The sequence below is a fragment of the Geomonas oryzae genome, from assembly GCF_004117875.1.
Taxonomy (GTDB): Bacteria; Desulfobacterota; Desulfuromonadia; order Geobacterales; family Geobacteraceae; genus Geomonas; species Geomonas oryzae.
On the sequence record NZ_RAHW01000002.1, the window covers coordinates 783150 to 806313 of the forward strand.

Consider the following 23164-nt stretch of genomic DNA (forward strand, 5'->3'; position numbering starts at 1 on the left):
TAATTACAGCCCCAGGCTCTTCGGGTCTTTGCCGGCATCCGGGAAGAAGAGCGGGGAACCGAACTCCTTCTTGCCGAAGGTGGCGATGATCCCCTGGACCTTCTTGGAGACCATGAAGTCGGCGAACGCCTTGGCGCCGGCGTTGTTCACCTTGGGCCACTTGGCGGGGTTCACCTCGATGACGTGGTAGACGTTGAGGAGCTTCGGCTCGCCTTCCACCATGATCTGCAGGCCGAGATGCGCCTTCTTGTTGAGGGCCAGATAGGTGCCGCGGTCGGAGAGGAGGTACCCCTTCTTCTCGGCGGCGACGTTCAGGGTCTCACCCATGCCGAGACCGGTCTGCTGGAACCACTTCTGCCCTTCGGGGTTGATGCCGGCGGCCTTCAAAAGCCCCTTCTCCTTGGCGTGGGTCCCGGAGTTGTCACCCCTGGAGAGCCAGAGGGAGCCGGTCTTTGCGACGGTCTTAAGCGCCTCGGCGGCGGTCTTCGTGCCGCGGATCTTCGCGGGATCGCCCGCCGGACCGAGGATGATGAAGTCGTTGTGCATGACGAGCTTTCTGTTCTGCCCGAAACCGCCTTCCATGAACTTCTTCTCGGCCTCCGGGGAGTGCACGAGGAGCACGTCCGCCTCACCCTTCTCCCCCATCTTCATGGCCTGGCCGGAACCTACCGAGATGGTCTTGACGAAGTAGCCGGTCTGCTTCTCGAAGATCGGGATCAGCACGTCGAGAAGACCGGAATCCTGCGTCGAGGTGGTGGTGGCGAGGATGAGGTTTTTCTGCTCGGCGGCCCAACCGGTGGAGACCGAGGCGACCGCGCTCACGAGGAACAGGGCGACGAACAGGGGAAGCATTCTTAGGATTCGATTCATGCAGGGCTACTCCTTTTTTAGTGATTTTTTCCGCGTGCCGCCAAGCGTCATAGTGCTCCGAATATAGCGACACGCCTGGAAAAAGGGACGGGGTGTCCGTCCCCTTACTTGGTTTCAGCTTACGCCGAGGATGACGCTCGAGGCCTTGAAGAGGGTGCAGGCGTGTCCGCCGACCTTGAGGGCCAGGGTGGTCCCGCTTTCATGCGTGATCACGGCGCTTATCGTGTTGCCGCCGCCCACCTCGACGTCGACTTCCGTGGAGACGGCTCCCTCGATCACCTTGACGACGGTGCCGCACATGACGTTGCGGGCGCTGATTTTCGCGTCGTGCAGGTCGGTCCCGACCATGACGGAACTCGCCTTGATGATGGCATAGGCGGAGCCGCCTTCCCTGAGGGCAAGGTTATCGACGGCGCCGTTGGTGATGACGGCGACAAGCGGGGCTCCGCCGGTGAGGGTGAGGGTGACCTCGGCGTTGACCGGCCCTCGGGTGATCCTGGTGATGGTTCCGGACAAAACGTTGCGGGCGCTGACTTTCATGGAAATCCTCCTCAGGAGCTGGTACAGGCTTGCCGTGTCGCCGAGTCTCCCCTCGAGATTCTCCAGGAATTTACGGTGCTCTTCCTGGAGCACTCCGTACTGCTTCACAACCTCTTTGCCGTATGGGGTGAGGGTCGTTCCACCGCCGCCCCTGCCGCCGGTGACGCGTTCGACGAGCGGCTTTTCCGCCAGGTTGTTGATCATGTTGACCAGGTCCCACGCGTTCTTGTAACTGATCCCCACCGCCTTCGCAGCCTTGGTGATGGAGCCTAGCTCGTCTATCGTCTCAAGCAGTTTGATCCGGTCCAGCCCAAGGAACTTCTGGTCGTCCTTGTGGAACCAGAGAGCCCCTTCGAGCTCAATGCCGCGTTTTACGCCCTGGCTCAAAATCTCACCTCGATGCACCCAATGACATAGATACTTCATTCACTGTCTCAGCGCAGAATTCGAGTCAGTATACGTCGAAGACAGTCAGTGTAAAGTTAATCACCAATAGAAATACGATTGGGCAGCCGTTATATCACAAACAACATAGCGTAAACAAGAAAAGTAGGAAGGTGGGGGCGTATACATTTTTTCGGTCCCGGGACTACCGATGCTCTCACGTAGCCGCGTTTGTGGCCGATAGAAACTCCGCCCGGTTCCAGGTGGTCATGCAGGAGGGATGCAGGGGATCGGGCCGGCAAAGGTAGGTTTCGTCGCCGGGATGCTCGGTTATGCGCAGCCCAGCGGAGCGGAGCATCGCCTCGATACCGGCGTGGTTTGCGATCCACCAGTTGGTCGGGTCGCCCGCGAAGCGCTCCTCGATGAAGGACATCTTCGGCCACCCAGGCTCGAGGAGGGCGTCGCGTTCGTTGATCCAGAAATCGTGCTGCCCCGCCACCTCTCGGCCGGGCATGGTGATGGTCTGGAAAACGAGCATCCCCGCCGTCTTCTGGGCCACGATATCGAGGGCGAGCATCGGGTAGCGCAGGTGGTAGAAGACCCCCATGAAGAGGACGAGGTCGAACTTCCCCTTGATGCGCGCCAAGTCGTACACCTGCATCTGCCGGAATTCGACCCGGTCGCGCAGGCCGTACTGCTCGGCCGCCCAGTCCGCCTGCTCCAGGTAGTGACCATCGCAGTCGATCCCCAGGACGCGGGCTCCGCGGCGCGCCAGTTCGAAGGAGTAGAAACCGGCATTGCAGCCGATGTCGAGCGCGCTCCAGCCGTTCAGGTCTTCGGGGATGCAGTCGGAGATCTCGCGCCATTTGAAAGACGGAAAGTCTCCCAGGAAGTGGTCCGGGGCCGTTTCGGTTCCGTCCGGCAGGTGCAGGTTGTGAAACCAGGGGGAGAGTTCCTTGATGTCTTCTTCCAGCGTTCTCGGTTTCGCGTGGTTCATGCGGCTACCTTTCGAAAAGAATTTGACTCCCGGGGGACTTGCTCCGCAGGTGCCAGTCCCCCTCCGGAGGGAGGACTACAGAGCGGTCAGGTATTCCTCGAGTTCCTCGGCGCGACAGGCGGCGGAGTGGTGGCCGAGCACCCGGGCGCGTGCTCGCTCTCCGATGGCGCGACGCTCCTCCTCCGGAAAGCGCTGCAGGAAACGAAGCATCTCTTCGGCACTGGAGGCGACGAGGATCTCCTCGCCCGGTGTGAAGAACTCTTCCAGCCCCGGCCAGCGGTCCGACACAACTGGAACGGCGCAGGCGGCCGCCTCGAAAAGACGCACGCTCGGAGAATACCCCGCAACGAGCATCTGCCTCCGGGTCAGGTTGAGCGTGAAGCGCTGCGAGCTGTAGAACTCGCTGTGACACTCGGGAGGAAGATGCTCGATGTGATGCGTGTTCTCCGGCCAATTGAGCGAGGCGGGATACTGGGCGCCGGCGACCACGAAGCGCCCCTTGCGCCAGTGGGAGGCGGCCTGGAAAAGGAGCTGCTCCAGACCGGGCTGCCGGTCGTCACTGTAGGTTCCGAGGTACCCCAGATCCCAGCGCGGCGTAACCGGCATCGGGAAATGCACCAGCGGATCGACGGAGCAGTAAAGGGGGCGCGCGGCACGGGAGCCGTAGTGACGCTCGAGATGGTCGAGGGTCGGGCCGCCGGTGAAGGAGAGATAGAGGTCGTAGCAGGGAATCAGGTCCTCGCTCAGGTACTGGCACTCCCCCCTGGCAAGGGCGGCCAGGGTCACCGGGGTGTCGATGTCGTAGAATGCCTTGATTCCCTTCGCGTGCCGGCTCACCCACTTTCCGACCTCGATCCCCTGGTAGACGTAGGAGCCGACGATGACGCAATCCGCATCACAGATCTCGGGGCCGTATTCCGAGAAAAGCTCGTCCAGTGAGCCGTAGAGAAGCGTCCTGCAGAAGGGGGGCTCCGGGAGGTCGCGGTGCGCCTCGTACCAGCGTGCGTCGCGCTCAAGGAAGAGGATCTCGTGCCCGCGGCGGTCCATTTCCCGCAAAAGGCCGCGGTAGGTGGTGGCATGACCGTTTCCCCAGGAAGAGGTGATCGAGAGCCCAAGGACGACTATCTTCATGACCACCTCCCGGTGCGCCGCGCCGATCCGGCAGAAAAGATCTCCTCGAACTGCCTGGCCCGATGCGCGTAGGTGTGCTCGGCGCGCACCCGCGCCCGCGCCTTACGCCCCACCTCCGCGGCAAGCGCAGGGGTAAGCCGATCCAGGATCTGCGCCACCTCCTCGCCGTTGGCCGCGACCAGGATCTCGCGCTCCGGCTCGAAGAACTCGCCGATTCCCTCCCAGAGGTCGGTGATCATGCAGGCGCCGGCACCCGCTGCCTCGAAGACGCGGGTGGCAGGTGAAAAGCCGTTTCGCGCCATGCCGTCGCGGCTCACGTTCAGAACCGCCATCGGGCTGCAGTTGAACGCGTTGTGGTCGCCGGTTCCGAGGTGACCGATGTAACGAACGTTTTCGCTTTTGGATTTATCCTCCCAGCCGCTGCCGGCCAAGAGGAAGCTGCGCCGGGGGAGGCTTTGGGCGACGGTCAGGAAGAACTCCTCGACGCGCCGTTCGCGGTCGGGCAGACGGTTCCCCAGGAAGGAGAGGTCGGCACGCAACCGCTCGTCGGGGGGGACCGGGTGATGGGTGTCCGGGTCGAGTGCGTTGTAGATGGGAACGCACTCCCGCGCACCGAAGCCCTTGTAGGCGCGCACGACGGGATCGCCGCCGCCGTAGGTGAGGATCATGTCGTACTGCGGCACGAGGGGGAGAAAGGGGTCTGCAGGGTCGGTTCCGATCCGCTCCAGGGTCGCCGGTGCGTCCACGTCCCAGAGGATCACCAGGGTCCCTTCCCGTTTCAGGCGGAGCACTTCGGCCTCGAGCAGCGCGTCGAAGACCCCGACGCCGCTTGCCTTCACCACGAGGTCCGAGCCGCGAGCGGCCTCGAGGGATCGGAACACCCCCTCCTCGGTAGCCGGGTAGACCACCACGGTCGCCCAGTCCGGGTCCTCCATGTCGCGGTGCGCCTGGCGGCCGTAGGCGTCGGGCTCGTAGAAGGTGACACGGTGCCCGAGGCTAGCAAGCGCCCGGACCATGCCGCGGTAATAGGTGGCGGCACCGTTCCAGTAGGCGGAGACCAGGCTCGAGGCGAAGAAGGAGATGTTGAGCGGTGCGGCCATGGGGGTTTTCCTTTCTATGCGGTTCTTCGAAGCGTCCCGAGGTTGACCGGGAATTCCGGGAAACCAATGTGTGTTCCCTCAAAGCAGGAAGCTGGCCCAGCGTCCCCCCCTTTGCGAAGGGGGGCAAGGGGGGATTTGCCTTGGTTATGCCAGACCATTCCCGCACAGTGCGCAGTCAGACGGCAGATGCTGAGCGACTTCTGTTCGAACCTGCCAATAAAATGCAAATCCCCCCCGTCCCCCCTTCGCAAAGGGGGGAGCGCGAGTTCACATGCGGTGCTTCGTGGAGACCCTTGTCGCAATTCGCCGTCCCCCAAATCCCCGTCCCCTTGGACCCCCCGGAATAACCCGCTAATCGCCGCCCCCCAGCTCCCGGCAGATGGCGAGCAGTTCCTCAACCCGGTGCCGGCAGGTGTGCCGTGCGAGTATGGTCTGCCGCCCGTGCGCGGCGAGCCGGTGCGCTTTGCCGGGGTCCTCGAGCAGCGCCTTCATCCTGGCTTCCATCTCCCGCCCGTCCCGGGCGTAAAGAAGGTCCTTGCCCGCCTCGAAGAGCCTGTCGCTGTCGACCCAAGGGGCGGAAACGAGCGGGATGCCGCAGGCGAGCGCCTCGAAGGGGCGGATGGTGGGGATCCCCGGGAGCGCCTCCACGTAAGGGCGACGCGGTATGTGAACGGTGAGTCGGAACCTGCTGAAGACCCTGGGGACGTTGAAGTTCGGGAGCCAACCGCCGTAGCCGATCCCGCTCTCGGCAAGGAGCTGCAGCGCCTGGCGCGGATAGCGCACCCCGTACACCGCCGCTTTGAGATGGAGACGTCTTACCGGCTCGACGAAGAACTCGCGGATCTCCTCGCTGCGCTCGTCGTCGCCCCAGTTGCCGACCCAGACGACGTCCCCCACCTTGTCCGCCCCTTCTACCGGCGCGAAGACCCGCACGTCCGCCGCCTCGTGCCAGACCCACACCTTTTTCGCCCAGCCGCGGTCGAGGTAGATGTCGCGGATCTTTCCGCCGTAGGCAAGGACGCCGTCGAAGCCGGAGAGGTCGCAGGCGGCCATCGCTTCGGCATCGGTCACGCTTCGGTGATGCGTGTCGTGGAAGAGGAGCCGGTAGCGCCCGCCCCCCTTGCGGTGCAGGCCGATCAGCCGGACGAGTTCCGGGTCGTTCCATTCGTGCACGATCACCAGGTCCGCCTGCGCGAGGGCCCGGTCCAGATCGAGTTCATCCAGCCGGTAACGTATCCCGACAAGCCCCGGGTAGACCTGTTCGAACTCCTGCAGCGCGTACTCGCCGCTGTCGCGCAACATGTTCCGGTAGCTCCACCCTTCGTCGGGCTCGTACACCGCGACCTCGTGCCCCATGAGGCGCAGTTCGGTAGCCACGCCGCGCAGGAAATGGGCGTTGCCGTGGTTCCAGTCGGAGACTATGGAGTGGTAAAACATTACGATGCGCATGGGTCCTTCCGTTGTCGCGTGATTTGTCACGCCTGCCCCCGGAGCCGGTCGTAGAGGTCCAGGTAGCCGGCGGTCATCCTGGCGGCGGAGAAGCTGCGGCTTCGCTCCAGCGCCTTTTCCCCAAGACGCGCCTGCCGGTTACGGTCGGCGCAAAGGGCGCAGAGTTCGGTTTGCAGTTGCCCTGGGGATTCGGGATCGACAAAAACGGCCGCCCCATCCCACAGTTCGCGCAGGCTCGGGATATCGCCTAAAACGAGGGCGCAACCGGAGAGGGCCGCCTCCAAAACCGTGAGACCGAAAGGCTCGTAGCGTGCGGGGAGCGCGTAGACCGACGCCGCCGCGTACCAAGGGGCAAGCGCGTCGGGAGCGAGAACGCCGAGGCGGTTCACCCCCTCCACAGCAGCGGACCCGCCGTCCGGGCGGTTGATCTCGCCCGCCACGTACACCGGCCACGGCAGGTCGTATGCGTTCTTAACCAGCGCGGCGATGTTCTTCGCGTCGTCCCATACCCGCCCCACGGCGAGGATGAAATCCTCCTTCCTACCCGGGCGGAAGCGGGTGCGGGCCCGCGCGTTGTAGACCACCTGCGCGTCCGGCAGCGGGAGGTAGATGCGGCGGATCGCTTCCAGCATCGCCGCCGAAGGGGCGGCCACGAGTCCCGCCGCGGCGAGTCCTCGGGTTACCCTGTCGCGGTATTCGTGCAGGCGCTGCGGCGCCTCTTTGCCGCGCACCGCCTGATACCAGGAAAGGACGCAGGAGTGGGCGACGACGAGGCATGGGCTTTGCCATGGGAGCGCGGCATGGACGTAGCCGTTCAGGTGCACGAGGTCGGGCTTCAGCTCCGCCTCGAGCGATAAAAGCCACTCCCCGCTCAGCTCGACGTCGTGCCAGGGGTCGTCCATCCACTCGAGACGGTATTCGCTTTCGTAAAGCGTGACGTTCCCCTCCTCGGCCACTTCACGCCGCTGTTCCTGTGAGAGGGGCTGCCCCATCGTCGCCAGCGCCACCTGCACGCCATGGATCGAGAGCCCGCGCACGAGTTCGAGGACGTAATTCCAGACCCCGCCGATGGGGTCCGCCGTCATCAGTACGAGCCCCGGCGGCGTCACTTTGCCGACCATTCCCCGGGATGGCGCCTTCAATTGGTGGTTGTATGGTCGGACCAAGGCAAATCCCCCCTGCCCCCCCTTCGCAAAGAGGGGAACCTAAGGCCACATTCTGCGCTTCGTGGGCAACCGCTTCGCCGCTTCACCGCTTCACCGCTTCACCGCTTCCCCGCTTCCCCGCTTCCCCGCTTCACCGCTTCCCCGCTTCACCGCTTCCCCGCTTCACCGCTTCCCCGCTTCACCGCTCGACCGTTCCCGCAACTCACGAAACTCACGGGAACCTCCGGGAGACTACCTACCGTATGCCTGGTCCAACACCTGGGCGACGCGCACGAGGTGCTCCGCCTGCGGGTCGAAGGCGCCTTTGCTGAGCCGCAACTGCCTCGCCCAGGCGACGGCGCATCGCCCACCCCACTCGTCGGGAGGCGAGGAGATGGTCTCCGAGGCGGTGCCGCGGAAGCGCTCGGCGACGAAGTCGTAGAAGGAGCCCTGGACGTTCTTGAAGCTGACACCGCCGCGGGTGCCGTAGAAGCTCGATTCGATCACGGCGTCGCGCCCCGCGGAGACGTTCCACGAGCAGGCAAGGCGGACGGCATGCCCCTCTTCCAGCACCAGGGAGACCACCGCGTAGTCCTCGACCTTGCCGCTCCCAGTCTTCAACCTCTCCCCGCCGGCAAAGATCGAGCTGGAGACGCTGCGCACCTCGGGGTAGCCGAAAAACCAGAGCGCCAGATCGACAAGATGGCTGCCAAGGTCCATGAGACACCCCCCGCCGGAAAGCTCGGGATCGTAGAACCACGGCTTGTCCGGTCCGTAGGCGTTGTGGAAGGTGAGGTCCGCGGCGTAGACCTGCCCGATTTCACCGGAACTGACCAACTGGTGGATCTTCATGATGCCGTCGGCGAAACGGTAGGAGAAATCGACCCCCAGCAGCCGGTTCATCGACCGGGCGGCATGCACCACGAGCTGGGCCTCCTCGGCGTTTCTTCCCAAGGGTTTCTGGCAGAACACGGCAAGCCCCCGGTCCAGGGCGCGCAGGGCCTGGTAGCAATGCCCGGCGGAAGGTGTGGCGATCACCACCCCGTCCAGGTCGAGCTCCAACAGGGCATCCAGATCCTCGACCAACACCGCCCCGGGCGCCAGCTTCGCCGCCTCACGCGCGTTCTCCTCGCAGGGGTCCGCGATCGCCGCGACCTCCGCTTCGCCGCTCAAGGCGATGGCCTGCATCCTGTGACGGCCGATCCAGCCGGTCCCCAGAAAACCAACCCTCGGCAATGCCGTTTTCTTCTTCATCATTTCCCCTTTCCCTTACTGGCCGATGCGGATCATCCCCTTTAAGAAACCGTCGGGGCGCTCCTCCATGATCCGGTAGGCGCGTGCCAGCCCCTCGAGCGGAAAGCTGTGCGTGATGAGTTCACCGAGCGGGAACATCCTCGACTCGACCGCGGCGATCCCCGCCCGCATCCCCTCCAGGTAGACCCGCGCGTCGCGCTCGTGCGCGTTGATGACGTCGATCCCCTTCCAGTTCCAGAGCTGGAGGTTCACCTGGCGCAGGCCGTCCTGGTGGTACCCGGCGATGATGATCTTTCCCCCCTCGCGAACCAGCTCTCCGGCGAGATCCAGCGGCCACTGGTGCCCGGTCGCCTCGACGACGCGGTCGCACCCCCGCTCGCCCGCTATCTCGCGCACCCGGTCCATCACCCGCTGGTGGTCGTCGAGCAGCACGGTCTCCTCGGCGCCGCAACGCCTGGCAAGCTCGAGCGCAAAGCTGCGGCGCGAGATGGCGATGACCCGTGCGCCGCGCGCGGCGGCAAGGGAGGTGAAGATGGCACCCAAGAAACCCGCGCCGATCAACGCCACCGTCTGACCGGGCTCGATTGAGCTGCGGCGGAAGACGTTCATGGCGCACCCGACCGGCTCCCCCGGAAAGGGCTGGTCGTCCAGGGACGCCGGGATCTTCACCAGAGCGTCGGAGCGCACCAGGTCGAATTCGGCGTAGGCGTTGTTGGAGAGAAAAGCGATGCGATCCCCCACCTTCACCCCCTGCACCCCGTCCCCCAGCGCCCGCACCCTTCCCCACCCTTCGTGACCGGGGGCGCCCGGAAGGGCCGGATAGTTGAACCAGGGGCGTCCTTGCCAAAGCGGAAGGTTCGAGGCGCAGACGCCGCACCCTTCGAGGGCGACCAGTACTTCCCCCGCTCCAGGCTCCGGGCGGGGTACCATTTTCACCGCCGCCTCTCCCGGTCCCGTGATCACCGCCGCTTCCATCGTCTCGCCCATCACAAAGCCTCCACACCCGAAACCGGGTACCCTTTTCTTCCCGCCTTGCCCGAGGTCCGCTCGGGCTCAAGGCGCATCGAGGCGCAGAGCCACCGGTACAGCCGCTCCACCCCTTCCTCGACCGAGTGGCGCGGCGTCCATCCGCAGGCGCCGTTGAACTTGCCGATGTCCGACACGTAGTAGCGCTGGTCGCCGGTGCGCCATGCATCGAAGAAGACCTGCGGCAGTCGGCCGTGCAGCCCGCGCAGCAACTCCAGAAGTTCCAGGAGGCTGATGGTGCGCTCGGGGCCTCCCCCGATGTTGAAGGCCTGCCCGGTGAGGCGCGGCATCTCCTCGCGGGCCCGGCACATCGCCTCCACCAGGTCCTCCACGAAGAGGAGATCTCGCACCTGGCAGCCGTCGCCGTACAGGGTGATCGGCTCTCCCTTCAGGGTACGGATGGCGAAGTGCGCCACCCACCCCTGGTCCTCGGTGCCGTACTGGTGCGGTCCGTAGATGCAGCTCATCCTGAAGACGGCGGCGTGGATCCCGAAGCTGCGGGCGTAATCGAGCACGTACTGGTCGGCGCACCCCTTGGAGCAGCCGTACGGGCTCAGGAAGTCGAGCGGGGTCCCCTCGCCGAAACCGCGTTCACGCAGCGCGGGGTCGACCGGCTCGTAGCGCGAGCCGCTTTTGCGGATGCGGCACCCGTCGATCCCGCCGTACACCTTGTTGGTCGAGGTGAACAAAAGCGAGGGTGGCTCCTTCGCGGTGCGGATCGCCTCTAGGAGCGCAAAGGTCCCCTGACCGTTCACGGCGAAGTCGGCGGCCGGGTTGTCGACGCTCGTCGTGACCGCGACCTGGGCCGCGAAGTGGTAGACGTGCGACGAGCGGGCGATGGCATCTTGCAGCGCCAGGTGGTTTCGGGTGTCGGCGATCCTTACCTCGAGCCGGTCGCCGCAGTTCTCGGTGAGCCAAAGAAGGTTCTCCTCCACCCCTTCGCGCGAAAGGTTGTCGTAGACGATGACCCGATGGCCGTCCTGCGTCAGGCGGTGCACGAGGTTCGTCCCGATGAACCCCGCGCCGCCGGTGACGAGGATCGCCTTCTCAGGACCGGCCGGGGCGCAGGTGCGGGCCGCCTGTTCAATCCCCTTGAGCGCGGTGACGCTCCCCTTTTCCAGCAGCCGGTAGAGGAGCTTCGGCGTGCCGTCCGCCTTTTTGAAGCCGAAGAAGTACTCCCGCTCGTCCAGGTGGAAGCGGTTCACGGCGGCGAGCGCCGGGTCGAGGTCGTCGGCGCCGTACCAGTAGATGCGGCTCGCCGGGGCACCGAGGAGATCCAGAAAGACCTGTGCCTGCTTGAACTCGTCGTGCTGCCAGGTGGAAAAGCCCGCCTCCGTAACCCAGATCTCGCAGGCGGCGCCGCGCTCGTCCAGGATCTCCCGCACCATGGCGATGTTGCGCGCCCACCCTTTCCAGGTGTAGTCGAAGATGTCGGGAAAGCCGTGGATCCCCACCACGTCGATGTAGTCCATAACGCCCAGGTCGAACATGCGGCAGAGCCAGTGGCCGTCGATGGGGCTCATGCCCCCGAGCACGGTTTTCTTGCCGCGTTTTTTAGCCCAGTAGGCGGCGGCCCCGATCATCTCGCCGAAGCCGCTCCAGTGCGGGTCGAGGGTCCAGTCCCACTCGCTCAGGTTGTTGGGCTCGTTCCAGAGTTCGACGTACTCGAAGTGCTCGCCGAAGGAGTCGATGAATAGATCGATGAAATCGGCGTAGTCCCGGGCGCGCTTGGGCGGGGAGGAGGTCTTGGGCTCGATGCCGATGGAGGGTGGCGTGTACAGGACGCAGGGGAGGAGCTCCACGACGCCGGAGAGGCGCGGGATAAGCCACTCGTACCAGCTTTTCCCCTCGCTCGTGTACCAGTCCGCCCAGGATATGCCGGTTCTGAGCCGCTTCACGCCGAGTTTTTCGAGGTCGGCAAGGACCCGCTCCACCCGGTCCCGCTCCCCGGGGCGAAACCACTCGACCAGCCCCAGGTGCTCAGGCAGCCGTTCCACGGACGCGCGGCTCATAGCGTAAGTCCCCGCTGGGCAAGCTCGGCGTGCGCCTCGGCCACCCTGTCGACCGCCACCTCCCCTTCGAGCCACGAGGCGAGCTCGGTGAGCCCCTCCTCGAAGCCGACCCTTGGAGCGTAGCCAAGCACCTCGCGCGCCGCGGTGATGTCGGCGAAGCAGTGTCGGATGTCGCCCGCCCGGTAACTTCCGGTGATCTCCGGTTCGATGGTGGTGCAGTTGAGCACCCGGCAGAAGCGCTCGAGCAGTTGCAAAACCGAGATGCTCGCGCCGCTGCCTATGTTGAAGAGCGACTGCTTCTTCGAGTCGACCTCCATGGCGAGGCGGCAGGCGACCGCCACGTCGCGCACGCTCACGAAGTCGCGCTGCTGGAGGCCGTCCTCGAAGATGCGCGGGGCGTTGCCGTTCATGAGGCGCGAGGCGAAGATGGCGAGCACCCCGGTGTACGGGTTCGAGAGGGCCTGGCGCGTGCCGTACACGTTGAAGAAGCGAAGGGCCACCACCGGTATCCGGTAACAGTTGCCGACGATGAGGGCCATCCGCTCCTGGTCGTACTTCGAGAGCGCGTAGACCGAGGCGAGCGAGGGGACCTTGTCCTCCGGGGTCGGGACCGGGACGAGCGGCTCGCGGTTCGCCGCGCACGGCTCCCAGCTCCCGCAGCGCAGCTGTTCCATGTCGCGCATGATGTCGTCGTAGCTGTTTCCGCTCCCGTCGCGGTAGCGCCCTTCCCCGTAGATGCTCATGCTGGAGGCGACGATGAGTTTCCGAGATCCCCGCGCGCGGGCCATCTCCTCGAGGAGCACCGCGGTTCCGCAGTTGTTGACCGAGGTGTACTGCTCGATCTCGTACATGCTCTGGCCGACGCCGACCATGGCGGCGAAATGAAAGACCGCCTCCGTTCCGGCGAGCGCCTTTTTCACCGCCTTCGCGTCCCGTACGTCTCCCTTGATCAACTCGACTTCGGGATCCAGATAGGCCGGGCGCCTGCCGTCGGGGCCGTGCACCTGCGGAACCAGGCTGTCCAGGACGCGCACCCGGTAACCGTGACGTAGCAACTCGTCCGCCAGGTGGGAACCGATGAAACCGGCTCCACCCGTTATGAGAACGGTTCCTGCCATGGAGTCCTCCTTGGAGCGGTGGGATGTTTGCGTCGCTCGTCTAATAAACCAAGAATTAATCCGTACACATTAGCAGTACCCAATACTATCAGTGACGGATTTTCTGTCAAACGATTTGCGAAAAAAAGCGCTGTTTCTCCCAATAAGATGGAGGAGATGGGAAGGTCACTCCCCTCGAGCGGTGTAGCAGTTGCGTCACTTTCGCCGCCGCCCTCATCCCCTCCGCCGCCAAATGAAAACCGCCCCGCCCCGATTCGGTTTTAAAATTTGGGTTATGTGTTATTTTTAGAGCCTGTTAATTTCAGGACTGCGTCACCTGCTGCACCTATTCTTTTTCCCGATTAGTGATGATCTTCCGCTGAGCAACGTCCACCTCCCCTCTCCCTCCGGGAGAGGGCCAGGGTGAGGGCGTCGGCAGTTGCAACTACTCACTTCGCGGCAACGCCCTCACCCGCCCTACGGGCACCCTCTCCCGGAGGGAGAGGGGGACTAGCGGAGGAAAATCCCTGATCACGTTCTTTTTTGAGAAGCGGAGGTTATCGTGACAGCAGTACAGCGAAGGATGCCGGTAGGCGCCGAGTTGGTGCCGGGCGGCGTGAATTTCAGGGTGTGGGCGCCTCGGTGCAAAAAGGTCTCGATACACCTCGAAGGCGCGCCGCAGCCCCAGGGGATCACCCTGGAACGGGAGGAGAACGGTTACCATTCCGGCACCTGCCCGGTGACGCGCGCGGGAACCCGCTACCGCTTCCATCTGGACGACAAGGATAGCTACCCCGATCCCGCCTCTCGCTTCCAGCCCGAGGGGCCGCACGGTCCCTCCCAGGTGGTCGCCCCGGACAGCTTCCCATGGAGCGATGCCGGCTGGCAGGGCATCGAGCCGGAAGGGCACGTCATCTACGAGATCCATGTCGGAACCTTCACCATGGAAGGGACCTGGAAGGCCGCGGAAGATCAGCTCCCTGCTCTGCGGGACCTCGGCATTACCCTGGTCGAGGTGATGCCGGTGGCCGATTTCCCGGGGCGGTTCGGCTGGGGGTACGACGGGGTGAATCACTTCGCACCGACGAGGCTCTACGGCAAACCGGACGACATGCGCCGCTTCGTGGACCGCGCCCACTCTCTCGGGATCGGCGTCCTTCTGGACGTGGTCTACAACCACTTCGGGCCGGAGGGAAACTACCTGGCGCAGTTCTCCGATCACTACTACGGCGAACAGGAGAGCGACTGGGGTAAGATGATCAACTTCGACGGGAAGCACTGCGAACCGGTGCGGGAGTTCTTCATCGCCAACGCGTGTTACTGGATCGACGAGTTCCACATGGACGGGCTGCGCTTCGACGCCACCCACGCCATCGTCGACCGTTCGCAGATCAACATTCTGGGGGACATCACCACCCGTGCCAGGATTGCGGCGAAGGGGCGCAAGGTGCTCCTCATCGCCGAAAACGAAAGCCAGGACATCCGTTGCATGCTCCCGAGGGACGAAGGGGGATTCGGCATGGACGGCGTGTGGAACGACGACTTCCACCACAGCGCCCACGTGGCCCTGACCGGATACCACGACGCCTACTACTCGGAGTACTTCGGCTCACCCCAGGAGATGATCTCCTGCGCCAAGTGGAGCTACCTCTACCAGGGGCAATTCTACTTCTGGCAGGGAAAGCGGCGCGGCTCCCCCACCCTCGGGCACAGCCCGAACCGCTACATCAACTACCTCCAAAACCACGACCAGATCGGCAACTCCGCCTGGGGTATCCGCATCGACAAGCTCACCAACCCCGCAGCCCTGCGGGCGATGACCGCCCTTTATCTCCTGCTCCCGCAGACCCCTATGATCTTCCAGGGACAGGAATTCTCGGCGAGTTCCCCGTTTCTCTACTTCGCGGACCTGAGCCCGGAAATCTCGCACCAGGTGCACGCAGGCCGCATCGAGTTTCTAAAGCAGTTCACCAACATCGACTCCCCCGAGGTGATCGATACCATCGACAAGCCGTACGAGCTGGAGACCTTCCAGCAGTCGCGCCTCGATCTGAAGGAGCGCGAACGCCACGGCAAGGTCTACACGCTCTACTGCGACCTGATCAGGCTGCGGCGCGAGGACCCGGTCTTCAGCCGCGGCTATGCCTGCCACATCGAGGGGGCGGTGCTCGGGCAGGCGGGCTTTCTGCTGCGCTATTTCATCGACGATGAGCAGCGCCTTCTGCTCGTGAACCTCGGACGCGAGTTGCACCTGATCCCCATCCCCGAGCCGATGCTGGCCCCTCCCACCTGCTGCCGTTGGGAGATCCTCTGGAGCAGCGAGAAGATGGAGTTCGGCGGTTCGGGGACGCCTAAGCTCGACACGGAGAAGTTCTGGCGCCTGCAGGGTTACGCGGCGGTGGTGCTGGTACCCGTCCCGGAAGGAGAGACCCCATGACCACGGTGACAAGAGAATTCCACTTCGACAGCCACGACGAGGAAGCGAGGACCCGGCAACTCCTGGAGCAGGAGTGGCTTCTGACCAACGGCTTGGGCGGTTATGCCTCCGGCACGGTCTGCGGCGCGCTCACCCGGCGCTACCACGGCCTTCTCATCGCAGCCTACCCCTCTCCTCTCGGGCGCATGGTCCTTTTGAACCGGCTGACCGAGGCGATCCGTTTTCCCGACGGGACCATGGTCCGCTTCGGTGGGGACCAGAAGGAGGCGGGGCTCGAATTTCACGGCATGGAGTATCTCTCCGGCTTTCGCCTGGAGGACGGGCTCCCGATCTGGCGCTACGACATAAACGGGACCGTGATCGAGAAACAGCTGGTCATGGTGCATCGGCAGAACACGGTGCACCTGATCTACCGTCTCGTCTCCGGAGAAAAGATGGTGCGCCTGAAACTGCAGCCCTTCCTGCAGTTTCGCCCCCACGACGCCTCGGTCGACGTCGCTTCCGAGGATCCTTACATGTTCACCGCGGTGCAAAACCGCTACCAGATCTCGTCCGGGCCGAACTCCCCGCAGCTGCGCCTGGTGATCAACGGCGGCCGGGGCAACTTCACCCTCGAGGAGAAGCACAGCACCGACATCTTCTACGACGTGGAGAACGCGCGCGGCTACGATTCGCTCGGGACGCTCTGGACCGCCGGTTACTTCGCAGTCGACCTTGCTTCCGGCCAGGACGCGGCGCTCAGCGCATCCACAGAGACCTGGGAGACCATCGCGGCGCTCTCCCCCGCCGGCGCCCTGGAGATGGAGCGAGAGCGGCGCAGGCTTTTGCTCTCGGCGGCCGACCCGCGCGCACGACAGGGGATGCCGGCCGAGCTCGTCCTCGCCACCGACCAGTTCATCATCACCCCGGCCGGACGCCACAAGGACGCCGTGCGCGCCCACGCCATGGGAGACGAGGTCTGCACCGTGATCGCCGGTTACCACTGGTTCACCGACTGGGGGCGCGACACCATGATCTCGCTGGAGGGGCTCACCCTCGCCACCGGGCGCCACACCGAGGCGGGATGGATCCTGCGCACCTTCGCGCACTACGTGAAAAGCGGCCTGATCCCCAACCTCTTCCCCGAGGGGCATAACGAGGGGCTCTACCACACCGCGGACGCGAGCCTCTGGTTCTTCCATGCCCTGAACCGCTACCTCGAGTACACGAACGACCGCGCCACGCTGCACATGATCATGCCCCAGATGCGCCAGATCATCGACCATCACCTCTCCGGCACGAGTTTCGGCATCGGCATCGACCCTTCCGACGGACTCCTAAAGCAGGGGGCGGAGGGTTACCAGTTGACCTGGATGGACGCGAAGGTGGGTGACTGGGTGGTGACGCCGCGCCGGGGCAAGGCGGTCGAGCTGAACGCCCTTTGGTACAACGCGCTGAGGCTCATGCAGCAATGGACCGAACAGGAAGGTGACGAGCAGTACGCCAGGCAGTTGGGATCCTTCGCCGACCAGGCCTACCGCTCCTTCAACCAGCGCTTCTGGTACGAGGAGGGGCGATACCTTTACGACGTGGTGGACGGCGAACAGGGTGACGACAGCGCCTGCCGCCCGAACCAGCTCTTCGCCATGGCGCTCCCCTTCCCGATTCTCGAGCGGGACCGCTGGCCGCAGGTGGTGGACACGGTGCGCCAGCGCCTTTTGACCCCGGTCGGGCTGCGCACCCTCGCCCCGGGGCACCCGGACTACAAGGCGACCTACCACGGCGACCTGAGGGCGCGCGACGCCGCCTACCACCAGGGGACGGTCTGGCCCTGGCTCATCGGCCCCTTCATCGACGCGTGGCTTAGGCTCCACCCGGAGGAGATCGCGGAGGCACGCGGCTTCCTCGAGGGACTTGCGCAGCAGATGAACGAGCAATGCATCGGCTCCATCAGCGAGATCTGCGACGCGGAGGCCCCCTACAACCCGCGCGGCTGCATCGCCCAGGCCTGGAGCGTCGCCGAACTGCTCCGGTGCTGGCTCAAGACGGCGCAGTAATCGATGCGAGGCTTTCAGATCACGGCGCTTTTGACGACGCTTACGGCAACCTTCGCCTACCTGAACCACCGTTTTCTCAAGCTGCCGCCGACCGTGGGGCTCATGTTGCTGAGCCTCCTCTTCTCCCTGCTCTTGTGGAGTTCCATAGCGGTGGGCGTCGACGTGGTTACCCCGGCGCGGCAGTTGATGGATCGCATCGACTTCGACGTCCTTTTCCTGCAGGGGATCCTGAGCCTTCTGCTCTTCGCCGGGGCGCTCTTCGTGAAAGTCGAGGAACTCCTCAACGTGAAGCTCAGCATCGCGCTCTTCTCCGTCGCCGGCGTCCTGGTCTCGGCAGGGGTGATCGGCGGAGGCTTCTACCTCCTCGCGCTCCTTTTGGGGCTGCCGGTCCGACTGGAGTACGCCCTGCTCTTCGGCGCCATCATGTCCCCCACCGACCCGGTGGCGGTGCTCCCAACCCTGCGCCGGCTCGGCATCCCGGACCGGCTGAACGCCTGGATCGCGGGAGAAGCGCTCTTCAACGACGGCATCGGCATCGTCTTATTCCTGGCCCTTCATGCCGCGGCGGTGAACGCCTCCGCGCCGGGCGTCATGTCCGTTTTAAGAACCTTCGTCATCCAGACCGCCGGTGGGCTCGCCTTCGGGTCGCTACTCGGGTGGCTCGGCTTTCTGCTCATAAAAAGCATCGACAACTACCGTCTCGAGATCCTGATCACCCTGGCCCTCGTTCTAGGCGGCTACTCCCTCGCGCTCCTCATAGGAGTATCCGGCCCGCTTTCCATGGTGGTCGCCGGCCTTTTCATAGGCGGGCGCGGCCGCAAGCTCGCCATGTCGGAGCACACCCGCATGCACCTGGACCAGTTCTGGGACCTGGTGGAGAAATACCTGAACGCCATCCTTTTTACCCTGATCGGGCTGGAACTCCTGGTGCTAAGCGACCGGCTGAGCCTGATCCACCTCGGCACCGGTCTCCTCGTCATCCCGGTGGTGCTGCTCGGAAGGTTCCTGTCGGTGCTGGCGGTTGGGGGACTGGTGCGGATGCGTGAGCCTTTCTCCCTTAAGGACGCCTCCATCATGACCTGGAGCGGACTGCGCGGGGCGATCGCCATAGCGCTCGCCATGTCGCTTCCCCAAAGCGAGGGACTGCACATCCTGCTCGTTACGACCTACATCGTGGTGCTCTTCTCGATCCTGGTGCAGGGACCCACCCTAGGACTTCTGCTGGCGCAGACCTCGAGCGAGGGGGGAGGCTCCCATGAATAGAAGCAGCGTCGGCACCGCTGTCGTGATGTGGCTTTGAGGGGGTTTTTTATTCCTACTTCGTAATGAGGTCGTTCTTCACTTCCTCGACACCCTTCACGCGACGGGCGATCTCGCCCGCTTTCCTCGCGTTCTCCGCCGAATCAACGAAACCGCTCAACTGCACCACGCCGCGGTAGGTGGTTACGTTGATCTGGAACGTCTTCAGGGCCAGTTCGTCGAAGAGGGCCGCCTTGACCCTGGTGGTGATCACCGAGTCATCCACGTACTCTCCTGTCGACTCGTGCCTTGACGTGGCAGTGCAGCCTGTGAACGAGGCGAGCATGCAGGCACAGAGCAGGACGGTAACGATGCGTCTAATCTTAGCCATAATGATCTCCTTTGTGCTGGATTGGGTTCGGCCGAAGCCGGTTAAACATATCTAACCGACAGGTGCACTGCAAGAAGATAAATTTGAATTTGTTAATCGCACCACTATACTTGGCGATGGCTTTAAGGAAACCGCTGCACAGGAGGTCAATCATGAAGCGCGCTCTGTTACTACTTGCTCTGCTGGCGTCCGGTGTGAGCGACGCCCTCGCCGTTGACGCGTCCATCTGCAATCCGGGATCGACCGCAATCTACTACCCTAACGGCGACCTGAAGTCGTGCAATCTGAAGGACATCACCGTGCTGAGCGGGGTCAGGTGCAACCTGTTGTCCGAAGCGGAGTTCTACGAGTTGGGGATGTTGAAGAGTTGTGTCACCAAGGACTTCTTCTACTACGAGGGGTTGGTCTGCAATGAGTACGGGGCGATCAGCTTCTACCAGTCCGGCAAGCTTGAGGGGTGCGTCCTTGCCACGCGGGTGCAGGTGGACGACAAGATATGCGTGGAGCAGCAGCCGATCTCGCTATTCGAAAACGGCCGTTTGAAGTCATGCAGTTCGCCGCGCTAGCCTCTCCCCAGGCGGCGCATTACGAGTTTCATGTCTTCCCAGACGTGGCGTTTTAGTCCCTCGTCCGAAAGGAGCGCCTCCGGGTGCAGAGTCGGCATGACCGCCATCCCCTTAAGCTCGTGAAAACGACCACGCAACCGAGCCAGGGGGGTCCGGTCGTTCAGAAGCAGCGAGGTTGCTTCCTCTCCGAGGGACACGACCACCTGAGGAGCAAGCCCGGCCACTTTAGCCGCCAGCGCCCGTGCCATCGCCTCCTGATCCTGTCCCGCTTCAAAGCTCACCAGGCAGACTTCATCCCGCTTGAACTTCATCCCGGCGATGATCTTGGCGAGGAGTCCTCCCGGCGCTCCGGCAAAACCTTCCCCGGACATCAGGAAAAGAAGACCGGAGCCGGGCTCCCCCTCCTGGCGTAGGGAGGGCTCTGCGGCAGCGGCCACAGGGGCAGACGGGGAAGGTTCCGAGGTTGCCGCGACCGCACCTGCGCCGTCGTCCGTTGCCGGCGGCATGTCGCCAACCGTAACAGCAGCCGCAGCCGGAGTTGTACCGGCAGAAGCCGCAGGGAGCTCCTCACGCGGAGCGGCCTCGAAGAGAAGCTCGTCGACGCCGCTCTCGGCCAGACCGGTCAGATACCCCTTGAGCGAGCGTAAAAGCAGTTCCCGCTCCTCCATCTCCGCCATGGCAAACCCCTTTACATTTCCCGTTTCATTAACTATGCTCGAAAGCATGCCGCTACTGATTCTCGCCACATCCCTGCTGGTTCTGGCGCTCCCCGAGCAGGCACTCGCCTGGGGGGCCGGGGTGCATCTTCAACTCGGCATGAACGTTCTGAATAACCTCGACGTCCTCAAACCCGCAGTAGCCGCCGTTATAGCAGCACACCCGTACGATTTTCTCTACGGCACCATCGCGGCCGACATCACCCTGGGGAAGAAGTTCACCCACTACCTGCAGCACTGCCACCGCTGGCGCATCGGGCACCGGGTCCTCGACAAGGCCGGCGACCCCGCACAGCAGGCATGCGCCTACGGCTACCTTAGCCACCTGGCCGCCGACTGCATCGCGCACAACTACTACGTCCCCTTCAAGGTGATGCGGAGCTTCTCATCGCTCACCCTGAAGCACGCTTACTGGGAGATGCGCTTCGAGAACTACGTGGAGAAGGAGATCTGGGACACCGCGAAGAAGGTGGCGCAGGAGCATTTCAGCAGCAACGACGAACTGCTGCGCAAGGTGCTTTCGGATACCATCTTCTCCTTCGGCACCAACAAGCGGATCTTCAATTCCATCCTGCTGGTGAGCCGCCTCGAGAAGTGGCAGAGCCTTCTGTCGACCCTGTCCGATACCTCGCGCTATCAACTCGAAGAGGACGACCGGGAGGAGTACATGCGCCTCGCCCAGGAAGCGGTCTTTGACTTCCTCAACAACGACGACTCCTCACCCTTCTTCCACGCCGACCCGACCGGCGAGCGGGCGCTCGCCGCCGCCGAAGCGGTGCGCAAGAACCTGCGCCTTCTCTACCGCACCGGGAAGATCACCAAGGACCAGGCGTACGCCGAGCTCGACGAGATCAAGCTGAAGCTGAAAGAGGCGATCTGCGAGCCGGAACTGCTGCTGCAGATCCTCTCGAAATAACTCGCCCTATCCGCGCTCCCCGCCGCGCAGATGTTCCACGTGCTCCAGGATCACCCCGGCGAGTTCCTCTTTCTCCATGATGGGGAGTTCCTCCACCCGGCCGTCGCGGAAGAGAAGCTTCGCGATGTTGGTGTCCACGTTGAACCCCGCCCCTTCCTGCGAGACGTCGTTCGCCACCACCATGTCCAGGTTCTTCTTCTCCAGCTTCACCCCCGCGTTGCGCACGAGGTCCTGCGTCTCGGCGGCGAAACCGACCAGGATGCGTTTCCCCTTGCACGCCCCGAGTTCCGCCAGGATGTCCGGGTTCTTCTCGAGCTCTATGGAGAGGCTCTCCGTCTCCTTCTTCACCTTGTTCCCGGCACGCAGCTTCGGGCGGTAATCCGCGACCGCTGCCGCCTTGATGACGACGTCGGTTTTCTCGAGGCGCTCCTGAACCGCGTCCCGCATCTGCTCGGCACTCTGCACGCGGACCACGTCAACACCTAGCGGCGGCGCGATACAGGTCGGCCCGGTCACCAGGGTCACCTCGGCGCCGCGCAGGCGCGCCTGCCGGGCGATGGCGTACCCCATCTTCCCGGAGGAGTGGTTGCTGATGAAGCGCACCGGGTCGATCTCCTCGAGCGTCGGCCCGGCCGTCACCAGGATGCGCGTCCCCGCAAGCCGCTTCGGGGTCAGTGCCGCCACCGCCTCCTCGAGGATCACCTCGGGCGCCTGCAGTTTCCCTTCACCCTCGTAGCCGCATGCCAGCATGCCGCAGGCGGGGGCCACGAAGCGGTAGCCGTGCGCCTTCAGGCGCGCCTCATTCTCCTGGTAGATCGCGTTGCGGTACATGTTCACGTTCATCGCGGGCGCGATCAAAACCGGCGCCCTCGTCGCCATCACCGTGGTGGTGAGGAGATCGTCCGCGATGCCGTGGGCGATCTTCCCGATGCAGTTGGCCGTGGCCGGAGCGATGATGAAGAGGTCGGCGCGATCGGCGAGCGAAATGTGACCGATTTTCTCCTCGGAGATCAGGTTGAAGAGCTCCAGATGCACCGGGTTCCCGGAGAGGGTCTGGAAGGTTAGCGGCGTCACGAACTCGGTGGCCGCTTTGGTCATCACCACCTGGACATGGGCTCCCGCCTTTACCAAAAGACGCAGCAGCTCCACAGCCTTGTAGACGGCGATGCCGCCGGTCACTCCGAGAACGATCTCCTTCCCCTTGAGCATGGCGTCCCCCTAATCGTTGAGGTACGGGTTGAAGCGCCGCTCCTGCCCGATGGTGCTGGAGGGGCCGTGTCCGGGCCAGACGATGGTATCGTCCGGTAGCGGCATCAGCTTCACGCGGATCGAGTTGATGAGCTGATCGTGGTTACCTCCCGGCAGGTCGGTACGCCCGACCGAATCGGCGAAGAGGGTGTCCCCGGTGATCACCAGCTTTTCGTTGGCGAGATAGAGGCAGCAGCCGCCCTGGGTGTGCCCCGGGGTGTGCAGCACCTCGATGACGCGAGAACCCAGCTGAAGTTGCATCCCGTCGGTGAGAAAGAGATCCGGCTCCGGCGAGTCCTCAACGGTGAGCCCGTATTTCGCGGCGGAGCGTGAGGCGTGCACCAGGAAGTTGAGGTCCTCCTTGTGCGCGAGAAGCGGCGCCCCGGTCTTCTCCTTGAGCTTTTTGTTGCACCCCATGTGGTCGAAGTGGCCGTGGGTGTTGACGATGTACTTCACGTTGATGCCGAACTGGGCGACCGTGGCGAGGATGATGTCGCAGTCCGCGCCCGGATCGACCACCATCCCTTCCTTGCTCTGCTTGTCCCCGAGGATGAAGCAGTTCACCCCGAGGGGGCCTACGACTATGGTTTCAAATAGCATGGCTATTCCT

Annotated in this window: 20 protein-coding genes; 5 read left to right on the forward strand and 15 right to left on the reverse strand. The window is 63.9% G+C overall.

Features of this window, described 5'->3' with window-relative positions; all coding sequences use genetic code 11:
- Positions 1 to 3 precede the first annotated feature (3 nt).
- From D6Z24_RS08020 to D6Z24_RS08075, 11 genes are all read right to left on the reverse strand, one after another.
- Positions 4 to 870, reverse strand: coding sequence for a substrate-binding domain-containing protein (locus D6Z24_RS08020; protein ID WP_129126039.1), 867 nt, complete (start codon positions 868 to 870; stop codon positions 4 to 6).
- Between the two features lie 114 nt (positions 871 to 984).
- On the reverse strand, positions 985 to 1797 hold the full coding sequence (locus tag D6Z24_RS08025) for a TOBE domain-containing protein (protein ID WP_129126040.1): 813 nt from the start codon (positions 1795 to 1797) through the stop codon (positions 985 to 987).
- A 214-nt stretch (positions 1798 to 2011) separates the two neighbouring features.
- Positions 2012 to 2791, reverse strand: coding sequence for a TIGR04290 family methyltransferase (locus tag D6Z24_RS08030; RefSeq protein WP_129126041.1), 780 nt, complete (start codon positions 2789 to 2791; stop codon positions 2012 to 2014).
- Between the two features lie 75 nt (positions 2792 to 2866).
- Complete coding sequence (locus tag D6Z24_RS08035) at positions 2867 to 3922, reverse strand: CgeB family protein (RefSeq protein ID WP_129126042.1); 1056 nt, start codon at positions 3920 to 3922, stop codon at positions 2867 to 2869.
- The gene (locus D6Z24_RS08040) at positions 3919 to 5022 is read right to left on the reverse strand and encodes a CgeB family protein (protein ID WP_129126043.1); all 1104 of its coding nucleotides are present in this window, start codon (positions 5020 to 5022) and stop codon (positions 3919 to 3921) included. The genes D6Z24_RS08035 and D6Z24_RS08040 overlap by 4 nt, the downstream gene beginning before the upstream one ends.
- Positions 5023 to 5373: 351 nt before the next feature.
- Entirely contained in the window at positions 5374 to 6471 is a 1098-nt protein-coding gene (locus D6Z24_RS08045; RefSeq protein ID WP_129126044.1) for a CgeB family protein, read from the reverse strand.
- Between the two features lie 26 nt (positions 6472 to 6497).
- Positions 6498 to 7637, reverse strand: coding sequence for a glycosyltransferase family 4 protein (locus D6Z24_RS08050; RefSeq protein WP_246014604.1), 1140 nt, complete (start codon positions 7635 to 7637; stop codon positions 6498 to 6500).
- 231 nt (positions 7638 to 7868) lie between these two features.
- Positions 7869 to 8870, reverse strand: a complete 1002-nt coding sequence (locus tag D6Z24_RS08060; protein ID WP_129126047.1) for a Gfo/Idh/MocA family protein — start codon at positions 8868 to 8870, stop codon at positions 7869 to 7871.
- A 15-nt stretch (positions 8871 to 8885) separates the two neighbouring features.
- Positions 8886 to 9857, reverse strand: coding sequence for an MDR/zinc-dependent alcohol dehydrogenase-like family protein (locus tag D6Z24_RS08065; protein WP_129126048.1), 972 nt, complete (start codon positions 9855 to 9857; stop codon positions 8886 to 8888).
- A complete protein-coding gene (locus D6Z24_RS08070) occupies positions 9857 to 11908 on the reverse strand; it encodes an NAD-dependent epimerase/dehydratase family protein (RefSeq protein ID WP_129126049.1) in 2052 nt (683 codons plus the stop codon). The genes D6Z24_RS08065 and D6Z24_RS08070 overlap by 1 nt, the downstream gene beginning before the upstream one ends.
- Positions 11905 to 13026 carry an NAD-dependent epimerase/dehydratase family protein gene (locus tag D6Z24_RS08075; RefSeq protein WP_129126050.1) on the reverse strand — a complete coding sequence of 374 codons (1122 nt, stop codon included), beginning with the start codon at positions 13024 to 13026 and terminating at the stop codon, positions 11905 to 11907. The genes D6Z24_RS08070 and D6Z24_RS08075 overlap by 4 nt, the downstream gene beginning before the upstream one ends.
- Before the next feature lie 541 nt (positions 13027 to 13567).
- Here D6Z24_RS08075 and treZ point away from each other — a divergent pair.
- From treZ to D6Z24_RS08090, 3 genes are read left to right on the forward strand one after another with little or no spacing between them, the layout of a single operon-like run.
- Positions 13568 to 15442 (forward strand): malto-oligosyltrehalose trehalohydrolase, encoded by a 1875-nt coding sequence (treZ, locus tag D6Z24_RS08080; RefSeq protein ID WP_198419519.1) that lies wholly within the window; start codon positions 13568 to 13570, stop codon positions 15440 to 15442.
- Positions 15439 to 17478, forward strand: coding sequence for an amylo-alpha-1,6-glucosidase (locus tag D6Z24_RS08085; protein ID WP_129126052.1), 2040 nt, complete (start codon positions 15439 to 15441; stop codon positions 17476 to 17478). Before treZ ends, D6Z24_RS08085 begins: the two co-directional genes overlap by 4 nt.
- 3 nt (positions 17479 to 17481) lie before the next feature.
- Positions 17482 to 18741, forward strand: coding sequence for a cation:proton antiporter (locus tag D6Z24_RS08090; protein ID WP_129126053.1), 1260 nt, complete (start codon positions 17482 to 17484; stop codon positions 18739 to 18741).
- Between the two features lie 52 nt (positions 18742 to 18793).
- On the opposite strand, the gene D6Z24_RS08095 is transcribed toward D6Z24_RS08090, so the two are convergent.
- Complete coding sequence (locus D6Z24_RS08095; RefSeq protein WP_129126054.1) at positions 18794 to 19108, reverse strand: BON domain-containing protein; 315 nt, start codon at positions 19106 to 19108, stop codon at positions 18794 to 18796.
- Between the two features lie 152 nt (positions 19109 to 19260).
- Between D6Z24_RS08095 and D6Z24_RS08100 the strand changes: the two genes are divergently transcribed.
- Positions 19261 to 19674 carry a hypothetical protein gene (locus tag D6Z24_RS08100; RefSeq protein ID WP_129126055.1) on the forward strand — a complete coding sequence of 138 codons (414 nt, stop codon included), beginning with the start codon at positions 19261 to 19263 and terminating at the stop codon, positions 19672 to 19674.
- On the opposite strand, the gene D6Z24_RS08105 is transcribed toward D6Z24_RS08100, so the two are convergent.
- Entirely contained in the window at positions 19671 to 20351 is a 681-nt protein-coding gene (locus tag D6Z24_RS08105; protein WP_129126056.1) for a uracil-DNA glycosylase family protein, read from the reverse strand. The genes D6Z24_RS08100 and D6Z24_RS08105 overlap by 4 nt on opposite strands.
- A gap of 46 nt (positions 20352 to 20397) precedes the next feature.
- Between D6Z24_RS08105 and D6Z24_RS08110 the strand changes: the two genes are divergently transcribed.
- On the forward strand, positions 20398 to 21306 hold the full coding sequence (locus D6Z24_RS08110) for a zinc dependent phospholipase C family protein (RefSeq protein WP_407925411.1): 909 nt from the start codon (positions 20398 to 20400) through the stop codon (positions 21304 to 21306).
- 6 nt (positions 21307 to 21312) lie between these two features.
- Here the strand turns inward: D6Z24_RS08110 and coaBC are convergent, their stop codons facing one another.
- Positions 21313 to 22515 (reverse strand): bifunctional phosphopantothenoylcysteine decarboxylase/phosphopantothenate--cysteine ligase CoaBC, encoded by a 1203-nt coding sequence (gene coaBC, locus D6Z24_RS08115; protein ID WP_129126058.1) that lies wholly within the window; start codon positions 22513 to 22515, stop codon positions 21313 to 21315.
- Between the two features lie 9 nt (positions 22516 to 22524).
- Complete coding sequence (locus tag D6Z24_RS08120; RefSeq protein ID WP_129126059.1) at positions 22525 to 23154, reverse strand: MBL fold metallo-hydrolase; 630 nt, start codon at positions 23152 to 23154, stop codon at positions 22525 to 22527.
- Between the last annotated feature and the right edge of the window lie 10 nt (positions 23155 to 23164).

Excerpts from the sequence above, each read along its gene's own strand:
- D6Z24_RS08045 (WP_129126044.1), bottom strand. The coding sequence starts at position 6,471 with ATGCGCATCGTAATGTTTTACCACTCCATAGTCTCCGACTGGAACCAC.
- D6Z24_RS08020 (WP_129126039.1), bottom strand. The coding sequence starts at position 870 with ATGAATCGAATCCTAAGAATGCTTCCCCTGTTCGTCGCCCTGTTCCTC.
- D6Z24_RS08095 (WP_129126054.1), bottom strand. The coding sequence starts at position 19,108 with ATGGCTAAGATTAGACGCATCGTTACCGTCCTGCTCTGTGCCTGCATG.
- D6Z24_RS08035 (WP_129126042.1), bottom strand. The coding sequence starts at position 3,922 with ATGAAGATAGTCGTCCTTGGGCTCTCGATCACCTCTTCCTGGGGAAAC.
- D6Z24_RS08030 (WP_129126041.1), bottom strand. The coding sequence starts at position 2,791 with ATGAACCACGCGAAACCGAGAACGCTGGAAGAAGACATCAAGGAACTC.
- D6Z24_RS08105 (WP_129126056.1), bottom strand. The coding sequence starts at position 20,351 with ATGGCGGAGATGGAGGAGCGGGAACTGCTTTTACGCTCGCTCAAGGGG.
- D6Z24_RS08040 (WP_129126043.1), bottom strand. The coding sequence starts at position 5,022 with ATGGCCGCACCGCTCAACATCTCCTTCTTCGCCTCGAGCCTGGTCTCC.
- coaBC (WP_129126058.1), bottom strand. The coding sequence starts at position 22,515 with ATGCTCAAGGGGAAGGAGATCGTTCTCGGAGTGACCGGCGGCATCGCC.
- D6Z24_RS08065 (WP_129126048.1), bottom strand. The coding sequence starts at position 9,857 with ATGGGCGAGACGATGGAAGCGGCGGTGATCACGGGACCGGGAGAGGCG.
- D6Z24_RS08060 (WP_129126047.1), bottom strand. The coding sequence starts at position 8,870 with ATGAAGAAGAAAACGGCATTGCCGAGGGTTGGTTTTCTGGGGACCGGC.
- D6Z24_RS08090 (WP_129126053.1), top strand. The coding sequence starts at position 17,482 with ATGCGAGGCTTTCAGATCACGGCGCTTTTGACGACGCTTACGGCAACC.
- D6Z24_RS08075 (WP_129126050.1), bottom strand. The coding sequence starts at position 13,026 with ATGGCAGGAACCGTTCTCATAACGGGTGGAGCCGGTTTCATCGGTTCC.
- D6Z24_RS08110 (WP_407925411.1), top strand. The coding sequence starts at position 20,398 with ATGCCGCTACTGATTCTCGCCACATCCCTGCTGGTTCTGGCGCTCCCC.
- D6Z24_RS08070 (WP_129126049.1), bottom strand. The coding sequence starts at position 11,908 with ATGAGCCGCGCGTCCGTGGAACGGCTGCCTGAGCACCTGGGGCTGGTC.
- D6Z24_RS08120 (WP_129126059.1), bottom strand. The coding sequence starts at position 23,154 with ATGCTATTTGAAACCATAGTCGTAGGCCCCCTCGGGGTGAACTGCTTC.
- D6Z24_RS08085 (WP_129126052.1), top strand. The coding sequence starts at position 15,439 with ATGACCACGGTGACAAGAGAATTCCACTTCGACAGCCACGACGAGGAA.
- D6Z24_RS08100 (WP_129126055.1), top strand. The coding sequence starts at position 19,261 with ATGAAGCGCGCTCTGTTACTACTTGCTCTGCTGGCGTCCGGTGTGAGC.